Below are 14114 nucleotides of genomic sequence, written 5' to 3' on the forward strand. Positions count from 1 at the left end.
CTCAGCCGCGCTTATAGATCCAGAGCTGCGCCGGCGGAATGTTGCGCATGACGAAGTCGAAATGCTGGATATGGTAGCGGTCGGGATTGGCGGCGATCGGCGAGATCGCGCCGTAGGAAATCTGCACCATCGGCCGGCCGGCCGGCAGTCGATCGAGCAGGCTTTCGAGCAGCGAAATGCGCTTCGCCATCGGGAAATTCAGCAGCGGAATGCCCGAGACGACGGAATCGAAGGTGAGACCGCTGAAATTGCCAAGGGTGGCCTGAAGATCGAAGGCATCGCCGTTGATGAAGTGCACGCCGGGATAGGTCCGCTGCAGATGTTTATGAAAATCCGTCGAATATTCGATTGCGACGAGATTTTCCGGACGGACGCCGCGGCCGAGAATGGCCTTGGTGATAGCGCCCGTGCCCGGTCCGAGTTCAAGCACCGGCAACCCGGAATGGATATCGACAACGCTTGCCATGCGCTTGGCCGTGATCGAGGAGGTCGGCACGATTGAGCCCACCGTCTTCGGCCCCTGCATCATGCCACGGAAGAAGCGGATCTCGTCGTCGAACCTCTTGCCCAGCCGTTCCTTCACCTTGACCCGTAAGCTCATTCTCCACCCATCCGCATGTTGATCGAATGCCTTAATATGCCGCTTGTCGCTTAAGGGACAAGGATTTTCGCAACAAGGACATCGGCATCAACAGTTCATGCGGCTTTCGGCGCTGAACGAGGCATGAGATCGGCGAGCCTTTCGGCCAAGTGATCGGCGTCGACAGGCGCGCGCAGGAGGAAAAACGGAGGTGTGCAGCCTTCGTTTCCGTCAGACGCGCATCGGCATCAGCACGTAGAGCGCATCGTCGCCCGCCGTGTCGCGGATCAGCGTCGGCGAGCCGGCATCGGCGAGCAGGAAGATCGCTTCCTCGCCGGAAAGCTGCGCGGTGATATCGAGCAGGTATTTCGCGTTGAAGCCGATTTCCATCGCATCCGTGTCGTAGCCGACGGCGACCTCTTCGGTCGCACTGCCGGAGTCGGGATTGTTGACGGTCAGCATCAGTTGACCCTCGGAAAGTGCCAGCTTGACGGCGCGTCCGCGCTCGGAGGAGATTGTCGAGACGCGGTCGACGGCCTGTGCGAAACTCGTGCAGTCGACGCGCATTTCCTTGTCGTTGCCGGTGGGGATGACGCGCTGATAATCCGGGAAGGTGCCGTCGATCAGTTTCGAGGTCATGACGATTGAGCCGATGGTCAGCCGGATCTTGGCGTCGGAGACCTCGACGGTCACCATCACCTCGGGATTGTCGACCAGTTTCTGCAGCTCGCCGACCGTCTTGCGCGGAATGATGATGCCGGGCATGCCCTCGGAGCCGGAGGGCGCATCGACATCGGCGCGCGCCAGCCGGTGGCCGTCGGTCGCAACCGCCCTGAGTTTCAGCTGGCCGTTGCTCTCGATCGTGTGGAAGAAGATGCCGTTGAGATAATAACGCGTCTCTTCCGTCGAAATTGCGAACTGGGTGCGGTCGATCAGCATCTTCAGATCGGTCGCCTTCAGCTTGAAGGAATGCGTGAAGGTGCCGGCTGTGAGATCCGGGAAGTCCGATTCCGGCAGGCACTGCAGCGAGAACTTCGAGCGGCCGGACTGCACGGTCATCGAGCCGCCATCGCTGCTGGTGGCAAGCAGCACTTCCGAGCCGTCGGAAAGCTTGCGCACGATGTCGTAGAGAAGATGCGCGGGAACGGTGGTGGCGCCGGGCTGCTCGACGCTAGCAGGGGTCGCCTCGGTGATTTCGAGGTCGAGGTCGGTCGCCTTCATGTCGAGCTTCTGGCCGTCGGCCTTGAGCAATACGTTGGACAGGATAGGGATCGTGTTGCGACGTTCGACCACGCGGTGGACGTGGTTCAGCGATTTCAACAGGTTTGACCGCTCAATAGTAATACGCATGGGATGCTACCGCTTTCGACCGTGACTTTCCGGGCGCGTCGAGCACCCGAAGAATGCTGTCCCGGCTTGAGGCCGGGGGAGTGGACGGGCAAAATGGCAGACTTCAGCATTGCTTTGCAAGAGGCATGGACGCCGGCACCCCTGCATTTGCGGTTTTCCAGAGCAATGCTCACAGAAATCCGAACCCTTGCCGAAGCGGTGCGGCTCGCCCATAAGGGTTCGATGCCGGCGACGAGCCGGCGGGACGAAAGCAAATGGCATGAATGAGGAAACCACAGCGGACGCCGCCAGCCGGCGAAGCTTCCGCCTGCACAATATGGCGGTGCCGGCGCGGCCGCTGGAGCCGGCGCTCTATCTCGTCGCCACCCCGATCGGCAATCTCGGCGACATTACGCTGCGGGCGCTGGAAACGCTGGCCGGCGCCGACGTGCTTGCCTGCGAGGATACACGTGTCACCCGCGTGCTGCTCGACCGCTACGGCATCCAGAACCGCCCCTTCGCCTATCACGAGCACAATGCCGATGAGGCCGGTCCAAGGCTGCTGCAGGCGCTCGAAGCCGGACGCTCGGTGGCGCTGGTTTCCGATGCCGGCACACCGCTGGTCTCCGATCCCGGTTATCGGCTGGCACAGCAGGCGATAGCCGCAGGTTACCGCGTCATTCCCATTCCCGGCGCCTCCGCGCCGCTCGCAGCCCTTGTCGGCTCCGGTCTGCCGAACGATGCCTTTCTTTTCGCCGGTTTCCTGCCGGCCAAGGACAAGGCCCGCCGCGACCGTCTCGGTGAACTTGCCGCAGCACCCGCAACGCTGATCTTCTTTGAATCGCCGCACCGCATTGGCGCAACGCTTCTGGCCGCCGCCGATGTGCTCGGGCCCACGCGGCCCGCCTCCGTCTGCCGCGAGCTGACCAAGACCTATGAGGAGTTCCGCCGCGGCACGCTTGCAGAGCTTGCCGCGCATTATCAGCAGGTGGAAAACGTCAAGGGCGAGATCGTTCTCGTGATCGGTCCGCCGGAGCCGGTCGAGACGGATGAGGCCGATGTCGAAGCCATGCTGGCCGACCTGTCGAAGACCATGCCGACGGCAGGCGCCGCGACCGAGGCCGCCCGCCTTACCGGCCTGCCGCGCAAGGTGCTCTACCAGCGCCTGCTGGAGATCAAGAACGCCGATGGGCGATAGCGATCTCACCGCGATCAGAAGGAAGGCGCTGCGCCGGGGCCGCATCTCGGAATATGTCGCGGCCGTCTTCCTGATGCTGAAGGGCTACCGCATCCTGGCGCTGCGCCACCGCACCCGGCTCGGCGAGATCGATATCATCGCCCGAAAGGGCGATCTCGCCGTCTTCGTCGAGGTCAAGGCCCGTCATGGCGAGGCCGCGGCGGTCGATGCCGTCTCTGTCGCCGCACAAAAGCGCATACGGGCGGCAAGCGATCTCTGGCTTGCCCGCCAGGCGGATCAGGCCCGCCTTTCCCAGCGTTATGATATCGTCGCGATCATGCCGGGCCGGCTGCCGCGGCACTTTCTGGATGCCTTCTGACCTCTTTCGATCCATCGGATTTCCGGATCGTTAAAATTTTAGTTCCCGCTTGAACCAGGTCCTTACGACTCTCTGCTATCGACTCGGTAGGGTAGCAATTGGGGGTTGTTTCATGGCCTGGAAGCTGATGCTTGCAAGTGCGGTCGCCATGGCCGCGCGCTCGGTGCCGTATGCCGTGGCGAAGCCGGCCGGAAAATCCTTCGTCGCGCATGCGAGCGATCTGCTGCCGCTGAAATCGACGCCGATCAATCCGGACTGGATCGTCAGCGGCAATCCGCAGGCCCGCACCGCCGAACATTCGCGCGGTCATGACGAGGCCTCGCTGACGGCGATCTGGGATTGTACGGCCGGCGAATTCCGCTGGTATTTCGGCTGGGACGAGACGGTGATGATCCTCGAAGGTGAGGTCCATATCACCGCCGAGGACGGCACCGAACGAACCCTCAGCGCCGGCGATGTCGCCTTTTTCGCCGGTGGAACCTGGGCAAGCTGGCGGGTCGACAATTACGTCCGCAAGGTCGCCTTCCTGCGCAAGCCCTTCCCGAAGCCCTTGGCGATCGCCTACCGTCTCCGCAACATGCTGCGCAACAGCGGCAACCAGGGCATCGCCGCCTGAACGCCCCGCGTTGAGGCGCCGGAAGCCCTTGATTGACCGTTGCGTTTGATATCCGGCCGACCTACATCTGTCCGGCATTCAGCGAGGGATGGAAATGGCCAAGATCACCAATGTAGCGGTCCAGATGGACCATGTCGAAGGCATCAATATCGCAGGTGACTCCACCTTCGCCATGAGCCTGGAAGCCCAGGTGCGTGGCTACAACCTCTTCCATTACACCCCCGACCGCCTGAGCTTCCGTGACGGCAAGCTCTATGCCAGCGTCGAGCCGATGGTGCTGCGCGACCTCAAGGGCGATCACTACGAGCTTGGCGTGCCGGAGCGCGTCGACCTTGCGACCATGGATGTCGTGCTGCTGCGCCAGGACCCGCCTTTCGACATGGCCTATATCACCTCGACGCATCTGCTCGAGCGCATCCATCCGAAGACGCTCGTCGTCAACGACCCCGCCTGGGTGCGCAATTCGCCGGAGAAGATCTTCGTCACCGAATTCTCCGATCTGATGCCGAAGACGCTGATCACCAAGGATGCCGCCGAGATCCGCCGCTTCCGCGACGAGATGGGCGACATCATCCTGAAGCCGCTCTACGGCAATGGCGGCGCCGGCGTCTTCCATTCGACCCGCGACGATCGCAACCTCTCCTCGCTGCTGGAGATGTTCGGCCAGCTTTTCCGCGAGCCCTTCATCGCCCAGCAATATCTGCCCGACGTGCGCAAGGGCGACAAACGCATCATCCTGGTCGACGGCGAATTCGCCGGCGCCATCAACCGCGTGCCGGCCGAGCACGACAGCCGCTCCAACATGCATGTCGGCGGCCGCGCTGAGGCGACCGAACTGACGCCGCGCGAACAGGAAATCTGCACCCGCATCGGCCCGGCGCTGAGGGAGCGCGGCTTCCTGCTCGTCGGCATCGATGTGATCGGCGATTACATGACCGAGATCAACGTCACATCGCCCACCGGCATCCGCGAGGTCAAGAAGTTCGGCGGCGCCGATATAGCGAGCCTGCTCTGGGACGCGATCGAACGCAAGCGCGGCTGAGCCAGCCGCCCATGACCGATTTGGTCCCGCGACCGAGCACAACCAAGGTCACAGCGGATGCCTGACTATGTTCCTTGATTGTTCTTGTTTTATTCCGGCTTCCATGCCAGATTGCAACCGCTGGCCCTGAACGGCCGGGGGCGGTATAAGAGTTTGCGGCAAGGGGATGGGCATATGGTCGCGCGTGTCAGTACGGTGGCATTTCAGGGCATCGAAGGTGTGCCGGTCGAGGTCCAGGTCATGGTCGCTCCCGGAAAAGTCGGGATGCAGATCGTCGGCCTGCCTGACAAGGCGGTGGCCGAAAGCCGCGAACGCGTGCAGGCGGCCCTCCACGCCTCCGGCCTGGCGCTGCCGGCCAAGCGCGTGACGGTCAACCTGGCGCCTGCCGACCTGCCGAAAGAGGGCTCGCATTTCGATCTGCCGATCGCGCTTGCCCTGATGGCCGCCCTCGGCGCCATTCCCGCCGATGCGCTGTCGGATTTTGTCGTCGTCGGCGAGCTCAATCTCGACGGAACGATCGCCGCCATATCCGGCGCGCTGCCGGCCGCGATCGGCGCCAATGCGCTCGGCAAGGGGCTGATCTGCCCGGCTGAAAGCGGTGCCGAAGCCGCCTGGGCAGGTGCCGAGGTCGACATTCTCGCCCCCCGCAGCCTGATTGCCCTTGCCAATCATTTCCGCGGCACGCAGGTCCTATCTCGGCCGGAGGCGTCGATCCGTGCCAATGCCGCAAACCTGCCGGACCTTGCCGAGATCAAGGGCCAGGAAAGCGCCAAGCGGGCGCTCGAAGTGGCCGCGGCCGGCGGTCATAACCTTCTGATGGTCGGTCCTCCGGGCTCCGGCAAGTCGATGCTGGCGGCAAGGCTGCCATCGATCCTGCCGCCGCTTTCGGCCGCCGAGCTCCTGGAGGTGTCGATGGTTCATTCGATCGCCGGTCAGCTCTCCGGCGGCAAGCTTTCCGATCGTAGGCCCTTCCGCACCCCGCATCATTCCGCCACCATGGCGGCCCTCGTCGGCGGTGGCCTGCGCGCCCGTCCGGGCGAAGCCTCGCTTGCCCATCACGGCGTACTGTTTCTCGACGAGTTTCCCGAGTTCACGCCGCAGGCGCTGGATGCGCTGCGCCAGCCGCTCGAAGGCGGCGAATGCGTCATTGCGCGCGCCAATCACCGCGTCTCCTATCCGGCGAAATTCCAGCTGATCGCGGCGATGAACCCCTGCCGCTGCGGCATGGCGGGCGAGCCGGGCCATACTTGCGCCCGCGGCTCGCGCTGCATGAGCGATTACCAGGCCCGCATCTCCGGCCCGCTGATGGATCGCATCGATATCCGCATCGACGTGCCGGCCGTCTCCGCCGCCGATCTCATCCGGCCAATGGCGGCCGAATCCAGCGCCGACGTCGCGCGCCGGGTCGCCCGCGCCCGCGAAATCCAGCAGGAGCGCTTCGAAAGCACCGGCGCGAAAGGCATCGGCACCAATGCCCGCTGCTCCACCGCGATGATTGAGAAACTGGCCGAGCCCGATGCCAGCGGCCTGCAGCTGCTGCGCGACGCCGCCGAAAAGATGAAATTCTCCGCCCGCGGCTACCACCGCGTGCTCAAGGTCGCCCGCACGCTGGCCGATCTCGACGGCAAGCCGACGGTCGGCCGCATCCATCTGGCCGAAGCCATCTCCTACCGCATCGCCGGCGAAAGGCTGACGGCGGCTGCGTGAGGGATAGGGGCGCCGAATGCGTTTCGACAGTTTGCCGACAAGCCTCGCCCTTTACTCGGCGTCATCCTCGGCCTTGTGCCGAGGATCTGCTACATATCAACCGGCTGCAGATGCTCGGGACAAGCCCGAGCATGACGTAAGAGAAGTTGGCCGGCTTTGTCAGCAGTCTGACGGGGCGCCGAAGCGCCCCGATATTCTGCGAGGATGATAACCGGGAAAGCCCTGCCTCAGCTCCCCAGCCCCTCAAACAGCGCCGTCGAAAGATAGCGTTCGGCGAAGGAGGGGATGATGATGACGATGTTCTTGCCGGCATTCTCGGGACGGATGCCGACCTTGATTGCGGCGGTCAGCGCAGCACCCGAGGAGATGCCGACCGGCACGCCTTCAAGCCGGGCGACCAGGCGCGCTTGTTCGAAGGCCTCGTCATTGGTCACCGTGACGACCTCGTCATAGATGCCGGTATCGAGGATCTTCGGCGCGAAACCGGCGCCGATGCCCTGGATCTTGTGCGGGCCGGGATTGCCGCCGGAGAGGATCGGCGAATCGGCCGGTTCGACGGCGATGATCTTGATCTCGGGCTTGCGGCTCTTCAGCACCTGTCCGACGCCGGTGATCGTGCCGCCGGTGCCGATGCCGGAGACGACGATATCGACCGTTCCGTCGGTATCGTTCCAGATTTCCTCGGCCGTCGTCTTGCGGTGGATCTCTGGATTATCAGGGTTCTCGAACTGCTGCGGAATGACGGCATCGTCAAGCGATGAGGCCAGTTCCTCGGCCTTGGCGATGGCGCCCTTCATGCCCTTCGGGCCCTCGGTCAGCACCAGTTCGGCGCCGAGCAGCGCCAGCATCTTGCGGCGCTCGACCGACATCGTCTCCGGCATGGTGAGGATCAGCCGATAACCCTTGGCGGCGGCGGCAAAGGCGAGCGCGATGCCGGTGTTACCGGAGGTCGGCTCGATCAGCACCGTCTTGCCGGGGGTGATCTTGCCTTGCGCTTCGAGACCCTCGATCATCGCGACGCCGATACGGTCCTTCACGGAGGCGATCGGGTTGAAGAATTCGAGCTTGCCGATCAGGTTCGCCACGACGCCTTTTTCCCGCGCCAGCTTGTCGAAGCGCACGAGCGGCGTGTCGCCGATGGTCTCGGTGATCGAGGAATAGATGCGGCCGCGGCCGGGCTTGTGCGACATGGGTGCTCTCCCTTTGAAATCCTGCTCCTGAAATCGAGGGGGAGAATAGGGTCAAAGGCCCGTCTAGGCCAGACCGCGTTCGACCTGGAGAGGCGATCAGGAGAGAAAAAAACCTTTGAAAACCGTTTCTTGCCGAATGTTTATTTCAGCCGGCCCGCGTGGCGATGAAGGCTGCCGTGCCGGCGAGGATGCCTGATGCAACCCGGTTCAGCGCCTGCAAGGCCCGCGGCTGCTTCAGCATCGTCCGGGCCCGCGAGGCAAGCAGCATATAAGGCACGAGCACGACGATCAGGACCACGAAGGTGGCGGTAAGCAGGAGTGCATAGTCTCGCAGGCCGATATTGCCGATATCGATCAGCGTCGGCACCAGGGCGACATAGAAGAGCATCGTCTTCGGATTGCCGAGCGTCACCAGCAGGCCTGAGAGGAAGGATAGGCCGATATTGGTGGATTTGCGCGCCGCGATATCCTGTGGCAGCAGCCCCGCCGTCCAGAGTTTCCAGGCGATGTAACCGAGATAGAGGACGCCGGCGATCTTGATTGTTATGAACACCTCGGTAAAGGTCTGCGCCACGAAGGCAAGGCCGAGAATGACCGCCGTGAGATAGATCATGTCGCCGAGCACCAGGCCGAGACCCATGAAGAAGGTCTCGCGGAAATTCGAGCCGAGCGCACGCGCGACGATTGCGGTAATCCCGGGTCCCGGAATGGCCGCGGCGATGAACAGCGCTCCGGCATAGGTGATCAGGACGGTGAGGCTCATCTTCTTAACCCTCAGGGCTTCCACCGCCCATCTATAGGCAAGCGCCGCTTCCTCATCAATGCTTTGGCGCTGATCGGTCCATAACCATAAGGAATAGGTCTGCTCGACCATGATCTACTTGGAAAGCGACCCGGCCTTGCTATTTCTCTCTCTGCAAATGCGCGATCAGCGCGGCCCGCCGCGTTTTCCCGGCCGGTGGCGCTGGAGATTTTCATCACCAAGGAGAGATTAAATGTCCCATACGCCAGCCGAAACCCGCAGGCTTTCGCCACTCAAGACGCCGTCCAGCCTGTCGACCAACGCCACGACCGATATTTCGGCGGCGCTGACCGCGCTGCTCGCCGATGTCTTTACGCTTTATGTGAAGACCAAGAATTTCCATTGGCACATGTCCGGCCCGCATTTTCGCGACTATCATCTGCTGCTCGACGAACAGGCGGAACAGATCTTCGCGATGACCGACGACATTGCCGAGCGTGCACGCAAGATCGGCGGCACGACGCTGCGCTCGATCGGCCAGATCGCCCGTCAGCAGCGCCTTTTGGACAATGACGCGGATTTCGTCACGCCCGAGGACATGTTGTCGGAACTGCGCGAGGATAACGTTCAGCTCGTTTCGCTGCTGCGCGAGGTGCATGGCCTCTGCGACGAGCATAATGATGTCGCGACCGCCAGCCTGATCGAGAACTGGATCGACGAGGGCGAGCGCCGCACCTGGTTCCTGTTCGAAACGACGCGCCCGCAGAGGTAATGTCGGCAACCGGGCGTCTCAGCCATCCCGATCGGGACGCCCGGTTCTCAGCTCTCCAGCGCCCGCGGCCGCAGCCAACGCGGCGTCCAGCCGAGATTCATGCCGGCGGCTGCAAGCAGGATGATCGCCGCGCCTAATATCTGCATCGGCTGCAGTGCGTGGCCGAAGGCGAGCCGATCGACGAGGATTGCTGCGATCGGATAGATGAAGGACAGGGCGCCTGTGAGATGCGTCGGCAGCCTCTGGATCGCGCCGTAGAGCAGAACATACATCAGCCCGGTATGGACGACACCGACGGTCACCAGGATCGCCCAGGACCTGACATCGCCGGGCGGATGGGAAAAATCCGTCATCGGCGCCAGCATCAGCATGCCGGTTGCGACCTGGATGAGCGCGATCAGATGCGGCGGCGTGCCTTTCAGCCATTTCGCGGCAAGGGCTGCGAGCGCATAGAAGAAGGCAGCCCCCAGCGCCATCAGGATGCCGAGGCCGTAACCGTCAGATGTCGACCCGCCAGTCTCCGGTTTTGCCTCGACGATGGCAATCATGCCGGCGAAGGCCAGCGTCAGCCAGAACAGCTTCGTGGCGGTGATCTTCTCGCCGAGAAAGAGCGCGCCGAGCACCAGCAGCATGAAGGGCTGGGTGTTATAGACAGTCGTCGCGATCGAGATCGTCGCATGCGAATAGGAGGCAAACAGCAGCAGCCAGTTCAAGACGATGGCGATGCCGCCGAAAATGGCGATGCCGAAGGCGCGCAGCGTGATGATGCCGGGCCGCAGTAGCCCGAGAGCGCCGCAGATGACAAGCAAGGTGAGCGCGCCGAACAGGCAGCGCCAGAAGACCACGCCGCTGACCGGCTGACCCGACATGACGACGAACCAGCCGATCGTTCCCGAGATCAGCATCGCTGCCGTCATTTCCGCCGTGCCTCGTCTGATGTCGCTGCCCATGATTGCCTCCATTTCGGTGACATAAGAATATTGCGGCGAGAGGCGATTTTATATAAGGATAAGAAGGAAAATGAACGAATTATCCTAATCATAATAGGAGAAGAGATCGCCGTGGCTAATGATGTTCAATCGCTCGACGAAATCGATCAGGCCATTCTGGAGGCGTTGGCCGGCAATGCGCGGATCTCGCTGAAGGAGCTGGCGCAGCAGGTCGGCCTGTCTTCGCCGAGTGCCGCCGAGCGCCTGCGCCGGCTGGAGGAGCGCGGCGTCATCAAGGCCTTCACCATCGATCTCGATCTCGCCACCATCGGTTATCCCCTGCAGGCGATCGTGCGCGTGCGTCCGCTGCCGGGACAGCTGCACATCGTCGAGCGGATCATCCAGGACATTCCCGAAATCATCGAATGCGACAAGGTGACGGGTGATGATTGTTTTATCGCCCGCCTGGTCATCCGCTCGATGGCCGACCTCGACGGCATTCTCGACCGGGTTGCCGAAAGGGCGGAGACCAACACGGCGATGATCAAAGCCTCGCCCGTCAAACGCCGCCTGCCGCCGCTTTCCCGCCGGAAATAGGGGGATCTAGAATTCCGCCATCGGCGACAGCATCGCCGGAAAATCCGGGGTGGCGTCGCCGAGCCCGCGCAGCATCAGCCTCGTGCCGCTCTCCAATGATTGTGGAACACCCTCCCAGCCGAGCTTGTCGGGACGAAAAAGCACCTCGACGGAAGCGGGGGCGATCTCCAGTCCGGCGAGGATCGCGGCAAGCGGCGGCATGTCAGCCGCCACGACGTCGAGAAGGCTGAAGCGGCCCGTCTCATCGATCTTCCAGGCGATCACCGCCTGTTTGTCTTCCAGGAAGCTGATCCGGACATCGGGATCGAGCCGGGTGTTGATCAGAAACATCGCCGCATTGCCTGTGACCGCCAGCGAGGTCGAAACCGGGCTTCGTCCTTTCAACAGCGAATGCAGCAGCGCAAGATCATCCGCATTCGTCGGTAAAAGTGGCCGGGCGGGTGCGGCTGGTGTCGAAGGGGCGGGTGCCGCTCCCTCGTATCGGTGCAGCGGTATCGCGCGGAAACCGTAGGCTTCGTAGAGCGACGGCTTGTCGGTATAAAGGATGACGGCTTCAAAACCCTGCTTCTCGCACCAGTCGAGCGCTTTTACCGTGACGTCGCGATAGAGGCCGCGGCCGCGCCATGGCGGCCGCACGGCGCCGGATTGCAGCCCGGCGGCATGGACGATCCTGTCGTTGAGGACGAAGGGCAGCGCAAAGGCCGAAATATTGGCCGCAAGCCCACCGTCGGCATCAAACCAGCCGAAGGGCATGCTCGTCGGATCGGGTCCGCCGAGCTGCTGCAGCGGTCCGATATCGATGCCGAAAATATCCCTGAGCAGGCAGACCAGCGCCGCCCAGCCGGCAGGGTCGCCGAAATAGTCCTGCCGGAAGGTCAGGCCAGCGCTGTCGAGGCGTTGTGCCATCAGACGCCGGTGGAGCCGAAGCCGCCTGCGCCGCGCATCGTTTCGCTGGCCTCGGTGATCTCGGCCACCCGCATCTGGGTCACAGGCGCGATCACCATCTGGGCGATACGCATGCCGCGCGAGATGACAAAGGCTTCCTCGCCGAGATTGGCGAGCAGTACCTTCACTTCGCCGCGATAGTCGCTATCGACGGTGCCCGGCGAATTCAGGCAGGTGATACCGTTTTTGAAGGCCAGGCCGGAACGCGGCCGAACCTGTCCCTCGAAACCTTCGGGGATCTCGAAGATGAAGCCGGTCGGCACCAGCGCCCGCTTGCCGGGCAGAAGTGTCAGCGGTGCCGCCTCGTCGACGGCGGCACGCAGGTCCATGCCGGCCGCTCCCTTGCTTTCATAGGCGGGCAGATCGAGGCCTTCGCCATTGGCTAAGCGGATGAGGTTCAGCGTCGGGCTGAGATCGTGATGAATGGTCATGGCCCATTACTTTGCGCCCGAAGGCCCGAGGTCAATTGCATTGCCGGGCTTTAATCGCTAGATACGCGGCAATTCCACAGGATTCACAAGCATGGCCGAAAGTCTCGCCGAGGCGGTCTCCCGCCGCCGCACATTCGCTATTATCGCCCACCCGGACGCGGGTAAGACGACGCTCACCGAAAAGCTGCTGCTGTTCGGCGGCGCCATTCAGCTTGCCGGCGAAGTCAAGGCGAAGAAGGATCGCATGCAGACGCGCTCCGACTGGATGAAGATCGAGCGCGAACGCGGCATCTCCGTCGTCACCTCGGTGATGACCTTCGAATATAACGACAATGTCTTCAATATCCTCGACACGCCGGGTCACGAGGATTTCGCCGACGACACCTATCGCACGCTGACCGCCGTCGACGCCGCCGTCATGGTCATCGATGCGGCCAAGGGTATCGAGCCGCGCACGCTGAAGCTTTTCGAAGTCTGCCGCATGCGCGATATCCCGATCATCACCTTCATCAACAAGATGGACCGCGAAAGCCGCGATCCCTTCGAGATCCTCGACGAGGTGGAAGAGAAGCTGGCGCTGGATACGGCGCCGATCACCTGGCCGATCGGCCGCTCGAAGACCTTTTGCGGATCCTATAATATCGCCGCCAACACGGTGCGCGGTTCGGATACCGAAATCGAGGGAACGCCGGTCAATGGCCCGCAAAGCGTGGCCGGCAGGCTGCCGGAAAACGAGCGCCAGGTCTTCGTCGAGGAGACCGAGCTGGCGATCGAGGCCTGCCGTCCGTTCGACCGTCAGGCCTTCCTGGAAGGTCATATGACGCCTGTCTTTTTCGGCTCGGCGTTGCGCAACTACGGCGTTCGCGACCTCATCAACGCGCTCGGCGATTTTGCGCCGCCGCCGCGTGACCAGGTCGCCGATACGAGGACCGTGCACGCGACCGACGACAAGATGACGGCCTTCGTCTTCAAGATCCAGGCGAACATGGACCCCAACCACCGCGACCGCATCGCCTTTGCCCGCATCTGCTCCGGCAAGCTCGAGCGCGGCATGAAGGCAAGGCTTGCCCGCACCGGCAAACAGCTCGGCCTGACGGCGCCGCAATTCTTCTTCGCCTCGCAGCGCCAGCTCGCCGACACCGCCTATGCCGGCGACGTCGTCGGCATTCCCAACCACGGGACGCTCCGGATCGGCGATACGCTGACAGAAGGTGAATCGCTGGTCTTCCAGGGCGTACCGAACTTCTCGCCGGAAATCCTGCGCCGCGTGCGTCTGGAAGATGCGATGAAGGCGAAGAAGCTGAAGGAAGCCCTGCAGCAGATGGCCGAGGAAGGCGTCGTCCAGCTGTTCTCGCCGGAAGACGGCTCGCCGGCGATCGTCGGCGTCGTCGGCGCCCTGCAGCTCGACGTCTTGAAGGAGCGGCTGATGGCCGAATACGGCCTGCCGGTCTCCTTCGAAATGTCGCGTTTCTCCGTCTGCCGCTGGATTTCGGCCGAGCAGCCGGCCGATCTGGAAAAATTCCTCACCGTCAAGCGCGGCGATATCGCCCGCGATCTCGACGGCGATCCGGTCTTCCTCGCCCAGGATGGTTTTTCGCTGCGCTACGAGTCCGAGCGCCATCCGGCGATCAAGATGGTCGCCATCAAGGAATATCACGCCGCCAAGGCGGCGTAATCA

The 14114-nt window shown here is 62.9% G+C and carries 15 protein-coding genes; 8 read left to right on the forward strand and 7 right to left on the reverse strand.

The window, feature by feature from the left end:
- Position 1: 1 nt before the first annotated feature.
- On the reverse strand, positions 2–601 hold the full coding sequence (pmtA, locus tag RL_RS01740) for a phospholipid N-methyltransferase PmtA (protein WP_003555979.1): 600 nt from the start codon (positions 599–601) through the stop codon (positions 2–4).
- Between the two features lie 210 nt (positions 602–811).
- Complete coding sequence (gene dnaN, locus RL_RS01745; protein WP_011650136.1) at positions 812–1930, reverse strand: DNA polymerase III subunit beta; 1119 nt, start codon at positions 1928–1930, stop codon at positions 812–814.
- A gap of 259 nt (positions 1931–2189) precedes the next feature.
- Between dnaN and rsmI the strand changes: the two genes are divergently transcribed.
- From rsmI to RL_RS01770, 5 genes are all read left to right on the forward strand, one after another.
- On the forward strand, positions 2190–3107 hold the full coding sequence (gene rsmI / locus RL_RS01750) for a 16S rRNA (cytidine(1402)-2'-O)-methyltransferase (RefSeq protein WP_011650137.1): 918 nt from the start codon (positions 2190–2192) through the stop codon (positions 3105–3107).
- Entirely contained in the window at positions 3097–3465 is a 369-nt protein-coding gene (locus tag RL_RS01755) for a YraN family protein (protein WP_011650138.1), read from the forward strand. The genes rsmI and RL_RS01755 overlap by 11 nt, the downstream gene beginning before the upstream one ends.
- A gap of 112 nt (positions 3466–3577) precedes the next feature.
- Positions 3578–4081 (forward strand): cupin domain-containing protein, encoded by a 504-nt coding sequence (locus RL_RS01760; RefSeq protein WP_041936140.1) that lies wholly within the window; start codon positions 3578–3580, stop codon positions 4079–4081.
- Between the two features lie 94 nt (positions 4082–4175).
- Positions 4176–5123, forward strand: coding sequence for a glutathione synthase (gene gshB / locus RL_RS01765; RefSeq protein WP_011650140.1), 948 nt, complete (start codon positions 4176–4178; stop codon positions 5121–5123).
- A 174-nt stretch (positions 5124–5297) separates the two neighbouring features.
- Complete coding sequence (locus tag RL_RS01770) at positions 5298–6830, forward strand: YifB family Mg chelatase-like AAA ATPase (RefSeq protein WP_011650141.1); 1533 nt, start codon at positions 5298–5300, stop codon at positions 6828–6830.
- A gap of 227 nt (positions 6831–7057) precedes the next feature.
- On the opposite strand, the gene cysK is transcribed toward RL_RS01770, so the two are convergent.
- Together cysK and RL_RS01780 are read right to left on the reverse strand one after the other, a co-directional pair.
- The gene (gene cysK / locus RL_RS01775) at positions 7058–8020 is read right to left on the reverse strand and encodes a cysteine synthase A (protein WP_011650142.1); all 963 of its coding nucleotides are present in this window, start codon (positions 8018–8020) and stop codon (positions 7058–7060) included.
- A 145-nt stretch (positions 8021–8165) separates the two neighbouring features.
- On the reverse strand, positions 8166–8783 hold the full coding sequence (locus tag RL_RS01780; protein WP_011650143.1) for a LysE family translocator: 618 nt from the start codon (positions 8781–8783) through the stop codon (positions 8166–8168).
- 232 nt (positions 8784–9015) lie between these two features.
- On the opposite strand from RL_RS01780, the gene RL_RS01785 reads away from it, so the two are divergent.
- Entirely contained in the window at positions 9016–9534 is a 519-nt protein-coding gene (locus RL_RS01785) for a Dps family protein (protein ID WP_003544754.1), read from the forward strand.
- Positions 9535–9581: 47 nt separating this feature from the next.
- Here RL_RS01785 and RL_RS01790 read toward each other — a convergent pair whose 3' ends face one another.
- Positions 9582–10496 carry a DMT family transporter gene (locus tag RL_RS01790; RefSeq protein ID WP_011650144.1) on the reverse strand — a complete coding sequence of 305 codons (915 nt, stop codon included), beginning with the start codon at positions 10494–10496 and terminating at the stop codon, positions 9582–9584.
- Between the two features lie 99 nt (positions 10497–10595).
- On the opposite strand from RL_RS01790, the gene RL_RS01795 reads away from it, so the two are divergent.
- Positions 10596–11060: an Lrp/AsnC family transcriptional regulator gene (locus RL_RS01795; protein WP_011650145.1), complete on the forward strand. Its 465-nt coding sequence runs from the start codon at positions 10596–10598 to the stop codon at positions 11058–11060.
- 6 nt (positions 11061–11066) lie between these two features.
- On the opposite strand, the gene RL_RS01800 is transcribed toward RL_RS01795, so the two are convergent.
- Both RL_RS01800 and dut read right to left on the reverse strand, forming a co-directional pair.
- Positions 11067–11966, reverse strand: a complete 900-nt coding sequence (locus RL_RS01800) for a GNAT family N-acetyltransferase (protein ID WP_011650146.1) — start codon at positions 11964–11966, stop codon at positions 11067–11069.
- The gene (gene dut / locus RL_RS01805) at positions 11966–12436 is read right to left on the reverse strand and encodes a dUTP diphosphatase (RefSeq protein WP_011650147.1); all 471 of its coding nucleotides are present in this window, start codon (positions 12434–12436) and stop codon (positions 11966–11968) included. Before dut ends, RL_RS01800 begins: the two co-directional genes overlap by 1 nt.
- A 91-nt stretch (positions 12437–12527) precedes the next feature.
- Here dut and RL_RS01810 point away from each other — a divergent pair, with 91 nt between their 5' ends.
- Positions 12528–14111, forward strand: a complete 1584-nt coding sequence (locus RL_RS01810) for a peptide chain release factor 3 (protein ID WP_011650148.1) — start codon at positions 12528–12530, stop codon at positions 14109–14111.
- The last annotated feature ends 3 nt before the right edge of the window (positions 14112–14114 follow it).

This window comes from Rhizobium johnstonii 3841, assembly GCF_000009265.1.
Taxonomy (GTDB): Bacteria; Pseudomonadota; Alphaproteobacteria; order Rhizobiales; family Rhizobiaceae; genus Rhizobium; species Rhizobium acaciae.

Coding starts and splice junctions, on each gene's coding strand:
- dut (WP_011650147.1), bottom strand. CDS start 12,436: ATGACCATTCATCACGATCTCAGCCCGACGCTGAACCTCATCCGCTTA.
- RL_RS01770 (WP_011650141.1), top strand. CDS start 5,298: ATGGTCGCGCGTGTCAGTACGGTGGCATTTCAGGGCATCGAAGGTGTG.
- RL_RS01800 (WP_011650146.1), bottom strand. CDS start 11,966: ATGGCACAACGCCTCGACAGCGCTGGCCTGACCTTCCGGCAGGACTAT.
- RL_RS01790 (WP_011650144.1), bottom strand. CDS start 10,496: ATGGAGGCAATCATGGGCAGCGACATCAGACGAGGCACGGCGGAAATG.
- dnaN (WP_011650136.1), bottom strand. CDS start 1,930: ATGCGTATTACTATTGAGCGGTCAAACCTGTTGAAATCGCTGAACCAC.
- RL_RS01780 (WP_011650143.1), bottom strand. CDS start 8,783: ATGAGCCTCACCGTCCTGATCACCTATGCCGGAGCGCTGTTCATCGCC.
- gshB (WP_011650140.1), top strand. CDS start 4,176: ATGGCCAAGATCACCAATGTAGCGGTCCAGATGGACCATGTCGAAGGC.
- RL_RS01785 (WP_003544754.1), top strand. CDS start 9,016: ATGTCCCATACGCCAGCCGAAACCCGCAGGCTTTCGCCACTCAAGACG.
- rsmI (WP_011650137.1), top strand. CDS start 2,190: ATGAATGAGGAAACCACAGCGGACGCCGCCAGCCGGCGAAGCTTCCGC.
- RL_RS01755 (WP_011650138.1), top strand. CDS start 3,097: ATGGGCGATAGCGATCTCACCGCGATCAGAAGGAAGGCGCTGCGCCGG.
- RL_RS01760 (WP_041936140.1), top strand. CDS start 3,578: ATGGCCTGGAAGCTGATGCTTGCAAGTGCGGTCGCCATGGCCGCGCGC.
- RL_RS01810 (WP_011650148.1), top strand. CDS start 12,528: ATGGCCGAAAGTCTCGCCGAGGCGGTCTCCCGCCGCCGCACATTCGCT.
- cysK (WP_011650142.1), bottom strand. CDS start 8,020: ATGTCGCACAAGCCCGGCCGCGGCCGCATCTATTCCTCGATCACCGAG.
- pmtA (WP_003555979.1), bottom strand. CDS start 601: ATGAGCTTACGGGTCAAGGTGAAGGAACGGCTGGGCAAGAGGTTCGAC.